The 18,137-nt window shown below is 40.5% G+C and carries 17 protein-coding genes; all 17 read right to left on the bottom strand.

Annotation, left to right across the window (positions count from 1 at the left end; translation table 11 throughout):
* Window positions 1–115: 115 nt before the first annotated feature.
* Window positions 116–982, bottom strand: coding sequence for a 2-oxoacid:ferredoxin oxidoreductase subunit beta (locus NSQ94_RS08685; protein ID WP_063386733.1), 867 nt, complete (start codon window positions 980–982; stop codon window positions 116–118).
* Entirely contained in the window at window positions 983–2,740 is a 1,758-nt protein-coding gene (locus tag NSQ94_RS08680) for a 2-oxoacid:acceptor oxidoreductase subunit alpha (RefSeq protein ID WP_063386732.1), read from the bottom strand.
* Window positions 2,741–3,109: 369 nt separating this feature from the next.
* Window positions 3,110–3,370, bottom strand: coding sequence for a stage V sporulation protein SpoVS (gene spoVS / locus NSQ94_RS08675; RefSeq protein ID WP_003181955.1), 261 nt, complete (start codon window positions 3,368–3,370; stop codon window positions 3,110–3,112).
* 178 nt (window positions 3,371–3,548) lie between these two features.
* Window positions 3,549–4,343 carry a TIGR00282 family metallophosphoesterase gene (locus tag NSQ94_RS08670; RefSeq protein ID WP_339230574.1) on the bottom strand — a complete coding sequence of 265 codons (795 nt, stop codon included), beginning with the start codon at window positions 4,341–4,343 and terminating at the stop codon, window positions 3,549–3,551.
* Window positions 4,344–4,425: 82 nt separating this feature from the next.
* Window positions 4,426–5,985, bottom strand: a complete 1,560-nt coding sequence (gene rny, locus NSQ94_RS08665) for a ribonuclease Y (RefSeq protein WP_063386730.1) — start codon at window positions 5,983–5,985, stop codon at window positions 4,426–4,428.
* Between the two features lie 248 nt (window positions 5,986–6,233).
* A complete protein-coding gene (recA, locus tag NSQ94_RS08660) occupies window positions 6,234–7,244 on the bottom strand; it encodes a recombinase RecA (protein WP_063386751.1) in 1,011 nt (336 codons plus the stop codon).
* A 166-nt stretch (window positions 7,245–7,410) separates the two neighbouring features.
* Complete coding sequence (locus tag NSQ94_RS08655) at window positions 7,411–8,664, bottom strand: competence/damage-inducible protein A (RefSeq protein ID WP_094246518.1); 1,254 nt, start codon at window positions 8,662–8,664, stop codon at window positions 7,411–7,413.
* A 24-nt stretch (window positions 8,665–8,688) separates the two neighbouring features.
* On the bottom strand, window positions 8,689–9,267 hold the full coding sequence (gene pgsA / locus NSQ94_RS08650) for a CDP-diacylglycerol--glycerol-3-phosphate 3-phosphatidyltransferase (RefSeq protein ID WP_339230572.1): 579 nt from the start codon (window positions 9,265–9,267) through the stop codon (window positions 8,689–8,691).
* 54 nt (window positions 9,268–9,321) lie between these two features.
* A complete protein-coding gene (locus NSQ94_RS08645) occupies window positions 9,322–10,209 on the bottom strand; it encodes a RodZ domain-containing protein (protein ID WP_094246010.1) in 888 nt (295 codons plus the stop codon).
* Between the two features lie 15 nt (window positions 10,210–10,224).
* Window positions 10,225–11,019: a YmfK family protein gene (locus NSQ94_RS08640; RefSeq protein WP_066246441.1), complete on the bottom strand. Its 795-nt coding sequence runs from the start codon at window positions 11,017–11,019 to the stop codon at window positions 10,225–10,227.
* 146 nt (window positions 11,020–11,165) lie between these two features.
* The gene (locus NSQ94_RS08635; protein ID WP_063386726.1) at window positions 11,166–11,423 is read right to left on the bottom strand and encodes a DUF3243 domain-containing protein; all 258 of its coding nucleotides are present in this window, start codon (window positions 11,421–11,423) and stop codon (window positions 11,166–11,168) included.
* Window positions 11,424–11,496: 73 nt separating this feature from the next.
* Window positions 11,497–12,207, bottom strand: coding sequence for an SDR family oxidoreductase (locus tag NSQ94_RS08630; protein ID WP_094246012.1), 711 nt, complete (start codon window positions 12,205–12,207; stop codon window positions 11,497–11,499).
* A gap of 18 nt (window positions 12,208–12,225) precedes the next feature.
* Complete coding sequence (locus tag NSQ94_RS08625) at window positions 12,226–13,515, bottom strand: pitrilysin family protein (RefSeq protein WP_311066215.1); 1,290 nt, start codon at window positions 13,513–13,515, stop codon at window positions 12,226–12,228.
* Window positions 13,512–14,789: a pitrilysin family protein gene (locus NSQ94_RS08620; protein ID WP_063386723.1), complete on the bottom strand. Its 1,278-nt coding sequence runs from the start codon at window positions 14,787–14,789 to the stop codon at window positions 13,512–13,514. The genes NSQ94_RS08625 and NSQ94_RS08620 overlap by 4 nt, the downstream gene beginning before the upstream one ends.
* Before the next feature lie 428 nt (window positions 14,790–15,217).
* Window positions 15,218–15,400, bottom strand: a complete 183-nt coding sequence (locus tag NSQ94_RS08615; RefSeq protein WP_063386722.1) for a YfhD family protein — start codon at window positions 15,398–15,400, stop codon at window positions 15,218–15,220.
* Window positions 15,401–15,503: 103 nt separating this feature from the next.
* Window positions 15,504–15,632, bottom strand: a complete 129-nt coding sequence (locus NSQ94_RS08610; protein WP_082829320.1) for a YfhE family protein — start codon at window positions 15,630–15,632, stop codon at window positions 15,504–15,506.
* A gap of 82 nt (window positions 15,633–15,714) precedes the next feature.
* Entirely contained in the window at window positions 15,715–18,027 is a 2,313-nt protein-coding gene (locus tag NSQ94_RS08605; protein WP_339230569.1) for a DNA translocase FtsK, read from the bottom strand.
* Between the last annotated feature and the right edge of the window lie 110 nt (window positions 18,028–18,137).

The following is an 18,137-nucleotide window of genomic DNA, read 5'->3' as shown; positions in this document are numbered from 1 at the left end:
ATAATAAAGACACTTTTTTTAAAAATTTTCGATACAAGATTTCTAGAAATAAGCTAAAAGTAGATTTCTTCCTTTAACAATTGAAATCAAAAAAAGAGAGAGGGGAACCCCTCTCCTACATAAACTCTGCTACTAATTCGTCAAATTTTTCTTTGCTAAGTTTCAGTTCAGCTTTTGCAAGCGGCACTTCGCCGAATCCTGGAACAAGCTCTTCATATGGTTTTTGTTCTTTATTTTGATAAATAAGACCTGTTACAAGACCGTTATATTCCATTAACGTTTGCATCGCAAGTTTTTTGTCAGAAGGATCATATCCTTCAATATCTTTCAGCTTTGTTAAATTCTCTTTAAACCAGTCGTATGTGTTCACTTTGTTATAAGTAACGCAAGGACTGAACACGTTGATAAAGGAAAAGCCTTTATGCTGAATTGCTTGTTCGATCAAGGAAGTTAAATCTTTTAAATCTGTCGAAAAGCTTTGCGCAACAAACGTAGCACCTGCTGTTAACGCCAATTCCATTACGGACAGCGGAGATTCAATTGAACCTTGCGGGGTGCTTTTTGTTTTAAAACCGACATCACTTCTTGGGGACGTTTGTCCTTTTGTTAACCCGTAAATTTGGTTGTCCATCACAATATACGTAATGTCGATATTTCTTCTCATCGAATGAATGGTATGCGCCGTACCAATAGCAAACCCATCGCCGTCACCGCCAGCTGCTATGACCGTTAAATCTTGGTTCGCCATTTTTACACCTTGTGCGATCGGAAGCGCACGACCGTGAATTCCATGGAAGCCGTAAGAATATATATAACCTGAAATCCTTCCTGAGCATCCAATTCCGGAAATGACTGCAAGCTGATGCGGTTCCAAACCGACATTAGCCGCTGCCCTCTGTATAGCTGCTTGAACCGAGAAATCGCCGCAACCCGGACACCAATTCGGTTTGACATTGTTGCGAAAATCTTTAAAAGTGGCCATTTAGAACAACACTCCTTGTTTTGTGAACTCCTTGCTTTGCGTATAAATTTCATTCGGCAGGAACGGGTTTCCGTCATATTTTAATAGAGATTGAATTTTGTCAGCAAATCCGACATTCATTTTTATAAGATTTGCTAATTGTCCTGTTGCATTATGCTCCACAACGATGACTTGTTTAGCCTTTTCAATGAGCGGGCGAATTTCCTCTTTCGGGAATGGATGAATGAGACGGATATGCGCATGGTTCACTTTCACTCCGTCTTCTTCTAGACGTTCCATCGCTTCCTCAATGGCCCCTCTTGTCGAAATGTAGCCGATGAACAAAATATCCGGCTCTTCATGCTTGTCATTTTTATGAACTTTATTGTTGAACTCTATTTGTTCTAATTTGCGAAGCCGTTTTTCCATTTGCGCCTTTCTGTTTGCGGCAGCTTCCGAAGGTTTTCCGGTTTCATCGTGCTCAACACCTGTCACATGGTGGATGCCGTTTTTCATTCCAGGAATCACTCGCGGCGATATACCGTCTTCTGTTATTTCATAGCGTTTGAAATACCCTTGATTGCCTGCTTCCGGAACTAATTCTTCATTTAATAGTTTTCCGCGCCGAATTTGGATAGATTCATAGGAAAGAGGTTCAACCGTTTGCTTACCAAGAGAAAGCTGCAAATCAGAAAGTACAATCACAGGGCATTGGTACTCTTCCGCTAAGTTAAACGCCTCAACCGTATCATAAAATGCTTCTTCCACCGTGCTCGGTGCAATAACAATTTTTGGTATCTCTCCATGTGTTCCGTAAATCATAGCCATTAAATCCGATTGCTCCTGCTTAGTTGGAAGTCCAGTGCTCGGACCACCGCGCTGTGTATCAACTATGACTAGCGGAGTTTCCGTCATGCCTGACAGACCGATCGATTCCATCATTAATGATAAACCAGGACCAGCAGAGGAAGTAAATGCCCTAGCGCCAGCATAGTTGGCTCCAATCGCCATTGTGGCTGCAGCGATTTCGTCTTCCGTCTGAATGACAGCTCCTCCTAAATCTGGAAGCTTTTTAATCAAATATTCCATAATTTCCGAAGCGGGAGTAATCGGATAGGCAGCCATAAAGCGTGCACCAGCGGCAATCGCACCTAGAGCGATGGCGTCGTTTCCAATCATGAACATCCGCTTTTGACCATCAGCTTTTTCCAAATAAAGATCTGAACGGTCAAACCCTAATTCTTCTTTTAAATATTGGGCGCCTTTTCTAATCGCCTCCATGTTGTTTAAGACGACTTGTTCGCCTTTTCTTCCGTAAGTGTCTTGTACAACTTCCTGAAATAATGACGGGTCAAGATTCAAAATTGCGCTTGTTGCACCGATTGCAACCATGTTCTTCATTAAAGATGTTCCCAGCTCTGAAGCGATTTCCGTAAAAGGTACTGAATATAAGGAAACATTGCTTCCTTCAGGGATTTTCGGTCCAAACTTTGCATCGGCAAGAATAACTCCGCCGTCCCGCAATTCGTGAAAATTAAAATCGATCGTTTCTTGGTCAAAAGCAACAAGAATATCTAAATCATCGCTTATCGTTCGAACTTTCTTCGTGCTGACACGAATTTTATTGTTTGTATGTCCCCCTTTAATTCGTGAAGAAAAGTGGCGGTATCCATATAGGTAATAACCAAGCCGGTTGAGCGTAATTGCAAAGACTTCTCCTGTACTTTCGATTCCTTCTCCTTGCTGCCCACCGACTTTCCATGAGAGTTGGTTTACCATTTCTATGTTACACTCCTTTGGATCTAAAATATCTTTATCATTTCCGGTATTTTAGAGGCCCACTGCCTTGCCGAAAAGTCTATGATGATGAATTATGCTATTTTTAGCCATAATAACCTTGTTCTGGCAGCAAAACCACCATACCTTAAAATTTTTGGGATAATCCTAAACGATTTCAATTTTATCCCTAAATAATCAAAATTACAAGTTTAAATGCTTGTAATGACAAAAAATTTTAAATATTCACCATTCTTTATTTCTGTATAATGAAATTATAATAAAACCGATAAATATTATCAACATTTTAAGCAAAAAACAGTCTGCAACCGAAAAGGAGTGCAGACTGTTTAGCTAATTTATTTAAACATGTTATCTCGGCTCAACAATCAATTTAATGGCTGTTCGTTCTTCACCGTCTATTTGAATATCTGTAAATGCCGGAATACAAATTAAGTCAACACCGCTCGGAGCTACAAATCCTCTTGCTATCGCTACCGCTTTTACAGCTTGATTCAATGCTCCAGCTCCAATCGCTTGAATTTCGGCGGCTCCACGCTCCCTCAGCACCCCTGCTAGCGCTCCGGCGACAGAATTCGGATTAGATTTTGCTGAAACTTTTAATATTTCCATTTCCTAGTTCCCCCTTCATTTTTTACAATGGTTCGTGAAAATTTATTGGAACAAATGCTGTTAGATGCATTGTTCAAAAGACCCATCACCTCTTGAACAATTGGTTCCATCCCATAGTTACTATATTCCCTAAAGTTTGGCAGTATTCCTGCTTATTTTTAATTTTTTTTTATTTAATTTATTCAAAATAAACGTGATCATCATTGATTAATATTCGTTTGATCGATTTCGCTTTGCCGGTTCCTTCCTCAATTTCCACTAATACGGCATTTAATTGTCCTCTGCCTTCATTGATTTCAAACCGAACAGGGAGATTCGTTAAAAATTTTTTTAATACTGCTTCCCTGTCAACTCCTAAAATACCGTCATATGGTCCTGTCATCCCGACATCGGTAATAAATGCCGTTCCTTTATCTAAAATTCTTTCATCGGCAGTTTGAACGTGTGTATGAGTGCCAACCACTGCGGAAACTTTCCCATCCAAATACCAGCCCATCGCTTGTTTTTCGCTCGTTGCTTCCGCATGAAAATCAACAAAAATATATGGAGTTCTTTTCTTCGCTTCTTGAATCAATTCATCCGCTTTCCGAAAAGGGCAATCGATTGCCGGCAAAAATGTTCTTCCCTGGAGGTTTATGACTGCAAGCTCTTTTCCATCCGCTTCCACGTACACGATTCCTTTTCCTGGTGTGCCTTCAGGAAAGTTAGCCGGTCGAATCAACGCTTTTGCTTCATCGATAAATTCAAAAATTTCTTTTTTATCCCAAGTATGGTTGCCCATTGTCACTGCCTGAACTCCCAATGAAAGAAGCTTCTGGTAAATTTTCATAGTTATTCCTTTGCCATGTGCAGAATTTTCACCATTGACAATTGTTACTTCAGGATTATATTTTTTCTTCAGCTTCGGCAAATATTGTTCAACCATTTCTCTCCCTTTTGCTCCTACCACATCGCCTACAAATAAAACTTTCATGATGAATTCCTTTCTAAATGTTTATTATATAGTTTTGCATAAATTGAAAAAAAAATAAAGCGGCACATTTTCATGTACCACTTTATTTGGCATATTCAACCGCACGAGTTTCCCTAATGACGGTCACTTTAATATGTCCAGGGTAGTCAAGCTCTTCTTCGATCCGCTTGCGAATATCTCTTGCTAATCGATGAGCTTCTAAATCATCTATTGCATCCGGTTTTACCATGATGCGAACTTCGCGGCCTGCTTGAATGGCGTACGATTTTTCCACACCTTCAAACGACTCGGAAATTTCCTCCAATTTTTCAAGCCTGCGAATATAATTTTCAAGCGTTTCACTGCGGGCACCCGGCCGTGCTGCCGATAAAGCATCAGCCGCTGCAACTAAAACCGCAATTACCGATGTCGGTTCTTCATCCCCATGATGGGAAGCAATGCTGTTGATGACAACCGGGTGTTCTTTATACTTTGTTGCCAGCTCCACGCCGATTTCAACATGGCTTCCTTCTACTTCGTGGTCAATGGCTTTTCCGATGTCGTGCAGAAGCCCTGCACGTCTTGCAAGGATTTGATCCTCACCTAATTCGGCAGCCATCAATCCGGTTAAAAAAGCAACCTCTATTGAATGCTTCAGCACGTTCTGGCCATAGCTCGTTCGAAATTTCAATCTGCCTAAAATTTTGATCAAATCCGGATGAAGACCGTGAACGCCAACTTCAAATGTCGTTTGTTCTCCGATTTCCCTAATATGCTCGTCCACTTCCCGCCGCGATTTTTCCACCATTTCTTCAATTCGCGCTGGATGAATGCGCCCGTCTTGAACAAGCTTGTCAAGCGCAATTCTTGCTGTTTCACGGCGAATCGGATCAAATCCTGATAAAATAACCGCTTCCGGTGTATCGTCGATGATGAGGTCGATCCCTGTCAACGTTTCAAGAGTGCGGATATTTCTTCCTTCTCTGCCGATAATTCTCCCTTTCATTTCGTCATTTGGCAAATTCACAACAGAAACGGTCGTTTCAGCCACATGATCTGCTGCACAGCGCTGTATAGCAAGGGAAAGAATTGCCTTTGCTTTTTTGTCTGCTTCTTCTTTCGCCTTTGTTTCTGCTTCTTTCACCATTACAGCAATATCATGAGAAAGTTCCTTTTCCACTCGTTCAAGGATGATTTGTTTCGCCTCTTCACGCGATAAACCCGAAATGCGTTCAAGCTCTATTTGTCCTTCTTGCACCATCTTTTCCACTTTGCTTTCCATCTCTTCAATATGCTGTTGTCTTTCATTTAGAGAATCTTCTTTTTTATCTAGCATCGCCTCACGCTTATCTAATGATTCATCTTTTCGATCGAGATTCTCCTCTTTTTGCATTAAACGGTTTTCTTGTTTTTGAAGTTCATTTCTTCTTTCGCGAATTTCTTTTTCTACTTCCAAACGAAGCTTATGAATTTCATCCTTTGCTTCCAGAAGCGCTTCTTTTTTCGTTGCTTCAGCTTCACGCTTAGCATCTTCAAGAATTTGTTCCGCGGCGTTTTTTGCACCCGCTATTTTCGCTTCAGCAATGGATTTTCGAACAAAATAACCAACAACTGCACCGACGATTAGGCCAAGCAAAATGGAGATGATTTCAATGAGTTCCATTCTTTCACCTCCTCTTGCTATGAACTTGTCACAAAGAAAGTGTCGGCATTACACATTTACTCTCCCAATAACATTTTCCAAAAAAATATGTTAAATATATTGCAAAAATGAAAAAATATACATATCCATTTTAAATGTGGGAATAACCCTTGTCAAGTTTTCATCTTGTCGAACAAAGGATGGGGCTTTTTTTGATCAAAAAAATAAGACCGGCTACTCCGCCAGCCTTACGCTAAGATGTGCGTACATTATTCATCCAAAAGCTCGAACGTTTCCTGCCCCTCTTGCACAGGTTCATTCGTTTCAAGGCCATATGCCTTGCGAATTTCTTGCTGAATGGCATCGCGAATATCCGGATTTTCGCGCAAAAATTGCTTTGCATTTTCTCTTCCCTGTCCTAAACGCTCCTCTTGGTAAGAATACCACGAACCGCTTTTTTGTATAATATCCAATTCCGTTCCCAGGTCGATGATTTCTCCTTCTTTTGAAATCCCTTCCCCGTACATGATATCAACTTCTGCCGTTCTAAAAGGAGGCGCTACTTTGTTTTTGACAACTTTAATTTTCGTTTTGTTTCCTACCATATCATTTCCTTGTTTCAGCTGTTCAGCTCTGCGCACTTCAAGGCGGACAGATGAGTAAAATTTCAGCGCGCGTCCCCCTGGAGTTGTCTCGGGATTTCCGAACATGACGCCCACTTTTTCCCTTATTTGATTAATAAAAATCGCAATGGTTTTCGACTTGCTAATGGCTCCTGAAAGCTTCCGAAGCGCTTGTGACATAAGACGCGCCTGCAATCCGACATGCGCATCGCCCATTTCGCCTTCAATTTCCGCTTTTGGGACGAGTGCTGCGACCGAGTCAATGACAATGATGTCGACTGCACCGCTGCGAACGAGAGCTTCTGCAATCTCAAGAGCCTGCTCGCCGGTATCGGGCTGCGACAAAAGCAGTTCATCAATATTAACACCTAAATTTTGCGCATAGACAGGGTCGAGCGCATGTTCCGCATCGATGAACGCTGCTTGCCCGCCTAGAGCTTGAACTTCAGCAATGGCATGAAGGGCCACTGTCGTTTTACCGGAGCTTTCCGGTCCATATATTTCAATAATCCGACCTCGAGGATATCCGCCGACGCCAAGAGCTGCATCCAATGCCAGCGATCCGCTTGGAACTGTTGAAACTTTTCGCTCAGCCTGTTCTCCAAGCTTCATTATCGAACCTTTTCCGAATTGTTTTTCAATCTGTTTTAACGCCATTTCCAAGGCAGCTTGACGATCATGATTCAATACAATTTCCTCCTTAAAAAATTGATAGCTTCAAAATAAATATACCGTGTTTTTTCCTGTTTGCCAAGAAAAAAGGGAACATTTATTCGTTTTTTAATTTTCATTATATAAAAATTAAAAAACCGGATGAAGACGCTCATAACCGGTTTTCCATTTCCTTTATTACATTCATTACATAGTAGCAGCCATAATTTGCCGTTCTGTGCCTGATCCCTTCCCGAGTACCGGAAAGATGAAGCTCAAAGACTGCCGTCGGCCGATCGTCGATTTGAATACCGATATAGACAGTCCCAACTTCTTTTCCTTCAGAAGGATCAGGTCCTGCCACTCCCGTAAAGCTGATGCCGATATTGCTGCCGGTCAATTTTTTTATATTTTCCGCCATTTCTTTCGCACATTCAGAGCTAACGGCTCCTTTTGTTTTCAACGTTTCTTCCGACACGCCAAGAACATGCTGCTTCACTTCGTTTGTATAGCAGACAATTCCTCCAAGCACAATATTCGAAGCGCCTGGAAAATGGGTCAGCTGTTCGGAAAAAAGACCGCCCGTCAAACTTTCTGCAGCCGAAATAGTATATTGCTTTTCTTTTAGAAGCTTCATAAGCTGCTCTTGGATCGAAGTTTCACCGTGTCCATAAAAATATCGGCCAACACGGCTTAAAATCTTTTTTTCTGTTTCGTCAATCAGCTTCAGCGCAGTCGACTCATCTTCATGTTTTGCTGTCAGGCGCAATGTTACTTCGCCGTCTTTTGCCAGCGGCGCGATGGTCGGATTTGTTTGCTGATCAATCAGATCCTCTATATCTGTTTCAAGCTGAGATTCGCCGATGCCAAAGAAACGAAGTACACGCGATATGATTTTTTCTTTTAACCCGTAATGATATTGCAAAAACGGCACACCGTAGTTGATAAACATCGGCTTCATTTCTTTCGGAACGCCCGGCATTAGCAAATATGTAATTCCGTTCGCCTCTAACGCCATTCCTGGCGCCATTCCGTAATGATTTGGCAAAACAGTAGAACCTTCCAAAACTAATGCTTGTTTCCGATTGTTTTCCGACATTGTCCGTTTCGTCCGTTTAAAAAAATCCTCAATGTTTTTCATCGCCGCCTCGTCGATCACGAGACGTTTATTCAAAATACGTGCAATCGTTTCTTTCGTCAAATCATCTTTTGTCGGGCCGAGCCCGCCGGTAAAAATGATGCAATTCGACCGTTTTTTTGCCGTTTCGATCGTATGCTTGAGCCTTTCAGCATTGTCTCCAACGACCGTATGATAAAAAACATTAACACCTATTTCAGCAAGCTTTTTTGATATAAATTGGGCGTTTGTGTTGGCGATCTGTCCAAGCAACAGTTCTGAACCGACAGCAATAATTTCAGCATTCACATTCATACAATATCCTCCACATGGTTATTTCGAATGGACAAACGCGTGTTTATTTTTCATGAAATAGTCCCATCCAGATAAAATGGTAAAAAAGAGCGCAACCCACAAAGCAATGTCTGCAAATGGAAACGAAATCCATTCAAAAGGTATATTATGTAAAAGCAAAGCGGAAATAGCCACGATCTGCGTCCATGTTTTTATTTTGCCGAGCATGTTAGCTGCTACGACTTCTCCTTCACCGGCCAGAACTAAACGCAATCCGGTTACGGCAAATTCACGGCTGATGATCAGAATGACAATCCAAGACGGAGCAGCACCTATTTCCACCAATATGATGAGAGCTGAAGAAACGAGCAATTTATCGGCAAGAGGATCTAAAAACTTTCCTAAATTTGTCACAAGTCCAAGCTTGCGTGCATAATATCCATCAATCCAATCGGTCGTCGAAGCTAAAATAAAAATGAGGGCGCCAACGACATGTTTGACAGGGATGACTTCTTCACCGACCGACCAATTTCCCCAATTAAAATCGCCCAGCATCACAATCATAAATATTGGAATTAGCATAATTCTTGATACAGTAATTCGATTTGGCAAATTCATTTTGTACCTCCACTAGCATAAAGTAAGAAAGAATAAGCCATCTCATACGATGACTTATTCATTCTTGTTATTTAAAATGATAATATCCTGCCGAACCATTTTATTCGGGTCCGTTTCATAAGAAACGGCTTCTCCATTCACTTGAATGGTCGTAAATCGAGCATCGCCTACAACGATTTTTGCTTCTTCTTCCGCTGTTACATCAACCGTTTTCTGCTCATTTTGTCGCATCATTCCTGCAAAAAACGATTTTCCTTTTCCGTTCTTCACTTCTATCCACGAATTCCCATTGGTTGAAATATCGATCACCAATTTGTCCGCATTGGACAATTCATATACGGTTTCTTTCCCTCTTACTTCTTTTACCGTCAATGTTTGCTTCGTTTCATTTTCGGCGTTCTCATCTTTTTTCTCCTCTTGTTCTGTTTCTTCAACCGAACGGTCTTTTTCATCGACAATATTATTTTGCTCTTTTTTCTCAGGCTCCACGCCAGAGGTTTCTATTTTGACGGATTTTGTATCGTCCTCCGTCTGAACGCCTTCATCTGTGCTTCCACGCTGGGAAAGCACCCAAACGATAATCGCCACCAAAATAATAACAGCGATGACGGCAAGCTTCGGCAACAGCTCTAAAAATTTGGAAGCCGGCTTTGGAAGCTCTTTATGCGTTTGAACGCGGGACAATTTCTCAGGTATCTCATCATATGTACTTGGTATTTCATTTTTATACTGTTCAAATAAAACATCCGGATCAAGGTCAACCGCTTCCGCGTATTGTTTAATAAACGCACGCACATAAAAATTCCCCGGCATGATCGAGTAGTTTCCTTCCTCAATGCCGATTAAATAGCGCTTTTGAATTTTAGTTATTTCCTGCAAGTCATCGAGTGAAATGTTTTTTTCCAGCCTAGCTTGTCTCAGATGGTTACCTAACTCGCTCAAAACGTACCCACCTTTCTAAAAATCAAATCCATTATAAATTGAGTGGCCAAACGGCTGATGATTATTTTCTACAACGTCATACGTAATTTCTTCATCAGGGTGATGTCTAAGTTCAATAATGTAGTCGAAATCATCCAAAGTATATTCGGAGCTCTGAACGAAAATATCTGGATGCTCCACGACTTTCGTTGCCGGAAGCTGCATCACTTCCCGAACTAATTGCAAATGCTGTTCAGAGCCTCTTTTCATCGTGACGATTCCATCTAAAATAAACACGTTATCTGTCCGGTATTCATCAGCAATCAGCCTTTCCCGGACAGTTTGCTTCAGCATGGTTGAAGAGAGAAAAAGCCATCTTTTATTCGCACAGACGCTCGCCGCTACGATCGATTCTGTTTTTCCGACACGCGGCATTCCGCGTATGCCGATTAATTTATGACCGTCTTGTTTAAAGAGCTCGGCCATAAAATCAACAAGAATACCAAGCTCATCGCGAACAAAACGGAACGTCTTTTTATCATCTGCATCCCGTTGAATATAAAAGCCATGACGGACAGCAAGACGATCTCTCAGCTTAGGCTGCCGCAATTTTGTCACTGTTATGTTGTCCATCGTATTCAGAATAGATTCAAGCCTTTTAATTTGTTCAATCGTTTCGCAGCGCAGAAGCATCCCGCGGCGCATATCATCAACGCCGTTAATCGTAACGATATTAATGTTCAGCATACCGAGCAAAGACGAAACATCTCCCAGCAGCCCCGGCCGGTTTTTTTGAATTTTATATTCTAAATACCATTCAGTTTTTTCCACCTTCAAAGACCCCCAAATAACACACCTATAAATTTATAATAAATCATTTTAGATAAAGAAGAAAGGATAATTGCAAGGAAAAAATAAAGGGCATCTTGGTCATTTCACCAAGTGCCCTAACTTGACAGTAATAAATGAAAAACATCCTAATGGACGCTGTCATTTTGAACAAGTTTCACCATCATGTTGGCGATTGCATGTTGCTCCTCTTTTGAAGCGACACTCCACAGATCGTGAAGAATTTTTTCTTCAGGGTTTTTCGGCTCCACTTGCTTTGCTAAATAATCACCGATTTCATACGCTAAATTGGAAATAACCTCTTGGGACAATCCGCCGCTTTCTGCTTGCTGGAGGCGATCCGCCAAAAAATCTTTCCATTGATTCCAATTTTCCAATACTGACATATGTTCCCCTCCTTTATCGTTTAATCAATTTTTATTTTCCCTTGATCATGCAGTTTTTATACGGGAGAGGGAATCAGCAGTACCATCCTCCATTGACAGCAATCACCTGACCTGTAATGTAGGAAGCTTGCTCGCTAATAAGGAATAAAACAACATTCGCGACTTCTTCAGGCTTTCCATTTCTTTCAAGGGGGATGCTGTTTTTAATATCTTCCAATTCTTCAGGAGAGAATCGATCATTCATACTTGTATCGATCATGCCTGGCGCAACGGCGTTGACGCGAATATTGGAAGGCGCTAATTCCTTCGCTAGTGCTTTCACAAAGGAAATTTGCCCCCCTTTTGCCATGGAATACAAAGCTTCACAGCTGGCTCCTGTCTGCCCCCATATAGAGGAGATGAAAAGAATGCTTCCTTTTTGTTTTCTTATCATTCCACTGACTACTTTTTGAGTAATAAAAAAAGGCGACGTGAGATGAAGCTGTATAATTTTTTGATAATCTTCCATCAAAACATCTTGAATCAGTCCGTAGTGGGAAATACCGTTAGCAAAAATAAGAGCATCTATAGAAGTTGGAATGTTTTCAAGTAATTGTTCCGTCCCGCTTTCCGATGACAAATCCGCATAAACTGGAATGATCTGATCATATAACTTCATTGCTTCTTTTAACGGTTCAATGTTTCGAAAGTATTGAGCATAAATTTGATATCCTTCCTGAGCCAATTTTTCTACAACCGCTTTTCCGATTCCTCCGCTGGCTCCAGTTACTAACGCTGTTTTCAAGATTTCCCCTCCGCAATATTATGATTTCGGCAAAACTTGGAAAACTGTTAAATAATCTTCATCAATCGCTTCTTTTAAAACTGCTTCAATCGTGTCCATGTTTACATTTTCTAAAGCTTGCACAACATCGAACAGATTCATTTCGTTAAATTGATACCGGGTAAATTGATTGGCGATAAATTCAGGAGAATTAAAAGCCCTTAAAAAAGAGCCGATTTTTTTCTTTTTGGCGGCTTCCAGCTGCTCATCGGTAAATAACGATTGCTTGCTTTTCATAAGAGCTTCTTTTATATATTCACTCAGCTCATCCGGCCGGTCGGTATCGCCGCCGACCATAGCAAAACCGAAGCTGTACTCCTCTGTATAATCGAAGCTGAACGTATCATCAATGAGCCCTTTTTCATACAATTCCAAATAAAGCTTTGAGCTTTTGCCAAAAAGCATTTCTAAAATTAAATTCATGGAAAGCTCATGCGTAAGCAGCTCTTCCCCTTTTCGGAAAGGATGTTTTGCCTTTAAGCCGACTAAGCATTTCGACGACTTGACATTCATATAAATTTTTTCACTCGTTTTAAACACTTCATCTCTTTCATGTACTTGTTCACGAACAATATTGGTTGGCTTTTTAAAATCTTTTTTTGCCTGATTCTCTTCCACTTGCTTGATAATTTTTTCCGGTTGAACAGGCCCGATCACAAACAGGAGCATGTTGCTGGGATGGTAAAACGTTTCGTAGCATTCATAAAGCTGCTCTTTTGTAATTTGATTTATCGAATCAATTGTGCCGGCAATGTCAATCCGTACTGGATGGCTTTCATACATGTTTTGGATGAGTCCAAAATAAAGCCGCCAATCAGGATTGTCTTGGTACATGTTGATTTCTTGACCTATAATGCCTTTTTCTTTTTCAACGGATTGGTCAGTAAAATAAGGACTTTGGACAAAATCTACTAACGTTTCTAAATTTTTTTCAACATTTGCCGTGCTGGAAAAAAGATATGTCGTTCTCGTGAAGGATGTAAATGCATTGGCCGATGCCCCTTGTTCACTAAACTGTTGAAATACGTCCCCATCCTTTTTTTCAAAAAGCTTATGTTCCAAAAAGTGAGCAATGCCATCCGGGACGTGAACGATTTCCTCTTTGCCAATTGGAACGAATTTATTGTCAATAGAACCGTATTTAGTGGTGAATGTCGCATACGTTTTATGAATCCCTTGTTTTGGAAGGACATAAACATCTAATCCATTTTCCATTTTCTTATAATAATACGTTTCTTTCAGTTGATCGAATGTAATTTCTTTTATCATAAAGATCCGCCCCCTTTCAAAAAATAAACCGTATCCAGTTGAATTTTTTCAGCAAGCTGGACGATTTCGTCTTTTTGGACCTTTTCTACCCCTTCGATCCATTCTTCAATAGTTCGGTTTGTTTTCGCAACAACATTGTGGTACAGCACTTCCGTCATTCCGTAAGGGGTATCGATTGTTTCCAGCAACTGATTTTTGATCACCGCTTTCGTTTGTTCCAATTCTTTATCTGTAAAATCTCCTTTTTTCATCGCTTCCATTTGTTCATGAATAATCGTGAGAGCGCGTTCGTAGTTCTTCATTTCAATTCCTGACATCACCATTAACAAGCCTTTATGGCTTTCCACTCTCGAGGAAGCATAATAAGCAAGACTGTTCTTTTCGCGAACGTTTAGAAACAGCTTCGAATGCGGAAATCCCCCAAAAATGCCGTTAAACACTTGCAATGCGTAATAATCATGATCACTATATGTTGTGTGCGTGCGGTACCCGATGTTCAATTTCCCTTGGGTAATGTCTTGTTCTTCGATAACTTCGTTAACCTTCTCAATTTTTTTTTCAACACTTTCAGCCCTAGCTTGTTGATTGGATTTTGTTAAACGGAAATATTTCCTGACAATATCAGCCACTTGTTCGTTTTCAATATCCCCGATCACAAATAAATCGACTTCATCATGCTGCAGCATGTTTGTATAATAATCCGTCAGCTGTTGAGGAGAAATTTGGTCGATATGCTCTTTCTCTCCGTTGACATGCAGACGGTACGGCTCAGTTTTGCACATTTCTTGGATTAAACGTAAATTCGCATAACGCATTTTATCGTCATAAACCGCTTGAATGCGCTGTTTTAATGTCCGCTTTTCTTGTTCGATAATGCTTTGATTGAACACCCCTTCTTGCAGAGGAGGCGAAAGAAGTACTTCGGACAACAATTCGATCCCTTTTTCCAATAAAGGTGTCTTATCTTTTAAAAATTTTTCATTCGGGATTTCCATCCGGAACGTAATGATATGGTTTTCTCCCTTTTTGGCTAAATCGACTTGCAGTGTTGCACCGTACAAATCATCCAAATATTTCCTTAATTCAGTTGTGGATGGGTAGGATGCTGTACCTCTTTGCAAAACATGGGGAAGCAAAGCTCGAATGGTTACATCCTTTTCCGATAGCGGCGCCTTTAACCTTAAAATGAGTGAATTTGTTTTAAAAGCATTTGATGAAACGGTATGCAGCTGAATCCCGTTTATTTCGCTTACTTGCTCTTGTAAAAAACCCATTCTATCCCTCCTAAGCCTGAAAGCTTTCTATATGTTATTGTTTCCAATCATGAAAAAACACGTTATTAGTAATTATATCAATCATAGGATATTGAAGGAAATCATAACGAAATGAATTATTATTTAAAGTTTACATAATTAAATTACTGTTAATTATTTAACAAAAAGCAAGGATGTCTCTAGCCAGATCAGCTAACTTATGACATCTATAAATAGGGGTATACTATACGATAAGATGCAGGAATTAAAAAGTCTTTAGCAGATTCTCGGAGAAAACACACTATTGATCGTTGCCCAATACTTTTTTGTGTGTTTCAGTTTATTGTTCAATTTTAAGTAAAAAAATACCATATACTTAAAAAGACAACAGAAAATGAATTCTGTTGTCTTTCATCATTATTTTTCAGGCACAGCTTTTGAAACAACCTTTATGTTCTTTTCTGTTGCCTTTTGTCCGCTGCAGCAGAGCGAGCCAATGCTTGAAGATCGTCCTTGTCGGCAAGCTCTCTTGAAAATTCAATACTTTTGCCGTCTGACTTCAAATTTTTTGGCACTTGCGGCAGCTTAGCTTTGTTTTTATCACGCGCTTTTTGCTTATGTGCTCTTCCCATTTTGCGCACCTCCGCAAAGAGGGTGTAGACAGTTGCTTTCACAACATGTCCTATCCATTAGGGTGACATGTTCGGAGCATTTTATAATTGGCATTTTTATGCTTTAATGGCTTTCATGTTTTTCTGAAAAGCCTCCCGCTCTGTCAGCCATTTTAAACGCTCTCGAATAAGTGACTTCTTGGGCGCTGCTCAAACTGCTTTTTGTTTTTTTACGTTTCGCATCTTTTGCCATCCATCGATCTCTCACTTTCTAGTAAATGTAGTTTTAGTATGCCCGTTATTAAAATATTTTTGCATGAAAAACACGAAAATTTTTATGACAAACGTTCCTCCAGCTCTTCTTTAGAAATCAACACTTGACGCGGCTTGCTTCCCTCATAAGGTCCGACTACCCCTCTCTCTTCCATGGCGTCAATTAATCTCGCAGCTCTTGAGTAGCCGATTCTAAATCTTCTTTGCAGCATGGATACACTTGCACTTTGCATGTCCACAACTAGTTGAACCGCTTCATTATATAATTCATCATCAACATCTCCATGATCCTCGGAATCTTCGTTCGGAATCATTTCTTCTTGATATTGCGCCTTTTGTTGTGAAATGACGTAATTCACGACTTTTTCCACTTCTTCATCTGATAAAAACGCTCCTTGAACACGAATCGGCTTTGATGATCCGACTGGCAAAAACAGCATATCTCCTCTTCCGAGCAGCTTCTCAGCTCCCCCCATATCCAAAATAGTGCGTGAATCGGTTTGGGAGGACACACTAAAGGCAATTCTCGATGGAATATTGGCTTTTATGACTCCTGTAATTACATCAACAGACGGACGTTGAGTCGCAATAATTAAATGAATGCCAGCAGCACGGGCCATTTGTGACAAGCGTGTAATCGAATCTTCTACATCAGAAGAAGCCACCATCATTAAATCAGCGAGCTCATCCACGATGACGACAATAAAAGGAAGCTCAGGCTGCTTCTCTTTTGAAAGCGAATTTTGCCTTCTGATCATTTCATTATAACCTTCAATATTGCGCGTTCCAGTATGTGAAAACAGCTCGTATCTTCTTTCCATTTCATTTACTACTTTTTGCAATGCGAGCGACGCTTTTTTCGGATTTGTCACAACAGGAGCCAATAGATGCGGAATCCCATTGTAAACACTTAATTCGACCATTTTTGGATCGATCATCATCATTTTCACTTCATGAGGCTTCGCCCTCATCAAAATGCTTGTAATAATCCCGTTAATGCAGACGCTTTTTCCGCTGCCTGTTGCACCTGCGACAAGCAGATGCGGCATTTTGTTCAGTTCAGCCAGCACAGCTTCTCCAGTTATATCACGTCCTAAACCGATCAGCAGCTTGGAATCAGGGCGATCGTTCATTTTGGATTCCAGCACCTCGCGCAATGACACCATCGCAATTTCTGAATTCGGCACCTCAATTCCAATTGCAGACTTTCCCGGAATCGGCGCTTCAATCCGAATATCTTTTGCTGCTAAAGCCAGCGCCAGGTCATCGCTTAAACTGACAATTTTGCTTACCTTCACCCCGACATCCGGGTACACTTCATATTTTGTTACAGCAGGCCCTAAATGTACTTGGGTAACCTTTGCCTTCACTCCAAAGCTTTGGAAAGTGCGCTCTAGTTTTCTCGCATTATCGTAAATATTCCGCTTATCGGCATGCTGACCGCTGTATTTTGGAAGAGACAGCAAATCAATCGGAGGCAATTTATAATCTTTGTTTTCTATCTCCTGAAAGGCGATCGGCTCATCCTTTTCTTCAAGCGTAATTTGTTCCTGCTTTAAATTATTTTCGGGCTCTTTTTTATCATTTGTCACGATTTCCGGATGGTCTGTAAAACTGGAAATAATCGGTTCAGATGTATTTTCTTCTAAATGTTCATCTTCTTGTTCTTGATCGTCTTCAGCCTGAACCTTATTGGAGCGATGCTTCTTTTGCTTTTTCTTTTGTTTTTTTACTAAGGAAAATAAGTTCTTCATATCATCCACAAAGGCAAAAAATTGTTTTTTGAAAATCCGGCCGATGGACTCAACAATTTTGGAGAGGCTGTTTCCGAGTGATTTTCCGGAAATTAAGATGCAACCAATTATGATCAAGACAATGGAAATAATTCGGGTGCCCCCTGAAGAAAATAAATAGTATGATGCAGCAAAAAAAACGGCGCCGATCATTCCTCCTCCAAGATCTTGAGCGCTTGCCTCCCCGTTTAATTCCTTTAAATACATCTCCCAAGTATTCAATATAACGCTTGGAGAAGCAAAAACTCCTCCCTTTGACAAATTTTCAAACAGCTTCATATGGCTGAGAATTAAAATTGAGCCAACTATAAGATAGATCCCGAGCCATCTTCTCGTTAAAAAATGAGGGAATGTCTTTTTCCAAAATATATATATGGAAAACCATAATAATCCTAGCAAAAAGATAATAAGCCATTCTCCAGCGAAGAACCGAAAAAAGGCGACAAGCGCTTTGCCAGCAAATCCAAATTCGCTTAAAGCGATTATCGACAATGATAATAGCAGAAGCCCCGCTATTTCAAATTTTAGTTTATTTTGCCAATCCGTTTTTCTCTTTTTTCGTTTTCTTTTCACTTTTGCCACTTTAATCCCACCTATGTATTATGTAAAACAAGAACGCAGCCACTATTTGGCTGCGAACGACTGTTTGTGTCCATATTATATCATACAAACTTGAATTTAGGTATGCTAGC

The organism is Aeribacillus sp. FSL K6-2833 (assembly GCF_037965815.1).
In the GTDB taxonomy this organism is placed as follows: Bacteria; Bacillota; Bacilli; order Bacillales; family Aeribacillaceae; genus Aeribacillus; species Aeribacillus composti.
The sequence above is the reverse complement of the archived record's forward strand: the minus strand, read 5'-3'. Positions and strand labels throughout refer to the sequence as shown.